This is a genomic window from Pseudomonas sp. PS02303, from assembly GCF_029959925.1.
Lineage (GTDB): Bacteria > Pseudomonadota > Gammaproteobacteria > Pseudomonadales > Pseudomonadaceae > Aquipseudomonas > Aquipseudomonas mandelii.
The window spans coordinates 1-1416 of sequence record NZ_JASCOM010000517.1; the positions used below are offsets into that span (position 1 = coordinate 1).

A 1416-nucleotide genomic window follows, 5' to 3' on the forward strand; every position below is an offset into this window, starting at 1 on the left:
CGATAGCGGTGGTTCAGTCAACATCTATATTGAATGTGATGACCCTATCGCGAGCAGGCTCGCTCCCACAGGGGACAGTGTTCAATTTCAGGTGGGTTGTGCGGCCAGCCAGGTCTCGTCACAGCACGCCTTGAGTGTTTCACGCAACCAGCGGTGGGCCGGATCCTTGTCGAAACGCGGGTGCCAGGCCTGGGTCAGCATCAGCGTGGGCAAGGGAACCGGCAGGGTAAACGAGCGCAGCTTCAAGCCCAGGCGCCGCACACTCAACAGTGCCTCCTTGGGCACCGGTAAAATCAGGTTGGAATCCGGCAACGCAAACATCGCCGCATGGAAACTCGGCGCAATCACCGCCACCCGCCGTTCAAGCCCAAGGGCATTGAGTGCTGTATCGATCGGCCCGCGAGCAATGCCGCGACGGGACATGCTGATGTGAGAGAAACCGGCGAAGCGCTCGGCCGTGATCTCTTCGTCGAATAGCGGATGGTCTTCGCGCACCAGGCCGACGAAATGAGTGGAAAACAGATTCTGCACCTTCACTTCCGGGGTCAGCGGCCGGGTGTTACTGATGCTCAGGTCGATGCGCCCTTCGCGCAGCGCTTCATCATCGCCATCGCCCTCGGGGACGTAGCGCAGCTCGCAATGCGGCGCCTGGCGGTCGAGGGTGTCAAACAGCTTGCCGCCGTAGACACCGACGAAGAAGTCATTGGCCCGGATGTTGAAGCGACGACGCAACGAACCCAAGTCCACCGCATCAGCCGAGCGAAATAGCAATGCGGCCTGCTCGACGACGTCGCGCACTTGCTCGCGGAGCTCCAACGCCTTGGGCGTCGGCACCAGACCACGGCCGGCGCGCACCAGGATCGGATCGCCGATGGCCTCGCGGATTCGCGTGAGTGTTCGGCTCATGGCCGCCGGGCTGAGGTTCATCCGCCGCGCGGCACCCACCACACTGCCTTCATCGAGCAAGGCGTCTAGGGCGACCAGAAGGTTCATGTCCGGGAGTTGCATGCTGAGCACTCGTGTCTGGGCTGGATTGATTCAGACGCAATGCTAGCAAACATCCCCAATTATTGTGTTGGCTGGACTGGCCTCATCGCGAGCAGGCTCACTCCTGCAGGGGATCTTCAGTGGACGCAGATTTTGTATTCAACCCAAAACCCTGTAGGAGCGAGGCTTGCCCGCGATGAGGCCAGCTCAGACACTGCAAAACTCAGCGCTGCATCCCCCAGCGCTTAACAGTCACGCGCTCCAGCGTGTCAAACACCAGGTTCTCCACCAAGAATTGAAATTTGAATACCGTTAATGAATAACGATGTGGCTTTCGGCTTGCGGCGTTTTTGAGGCCGCCTTCGCGGGCAAGCCTCGCTCCTACATGGGATAGCGCGTTCACAAATCCCTGTAGGAGCGAGGCTTGCC

Annotated in this window: 2 protein-coding genes; both read right to left on the bottom strand. The window is 60.0% G+C overall.

Translation table 11 applies throughout. From position 1 onward, the window contains the following. Positions 1–87: 87 nt before the first annotated feature. Positions 88–1008 carry a LysR family transcriptional regulator gene (locus QMX98_RS34605; protein ID WP_077750398.1) on the bottom strand — a complete coding sequence of 307 codons (921 nt, stop codon included), beginning with the start codon at positions 1006–1008 and terminating at the stop codon, positions 88–90. A gap of 202 nt (positions 1009–1210) precedes the next feature. Continuing rightward, positions 1211–1416 (bottom strand): hypothetical protein (locus tag QMX98_RS34610; protein ID WP_282412081.1); only part of this gene is annotated, 206 nt, incomplete at its 5' end.

What these genes read in the sequence shown, in the direction of transcription:
- QMX98_RS34605 (WP_077750398.1), bottom strand. Translation starts at nt 1,008, where the DNA reads ATGCAACTCCCGGACATGAACCTTCTGGTCGCCCTAGACGCCTTGCTC.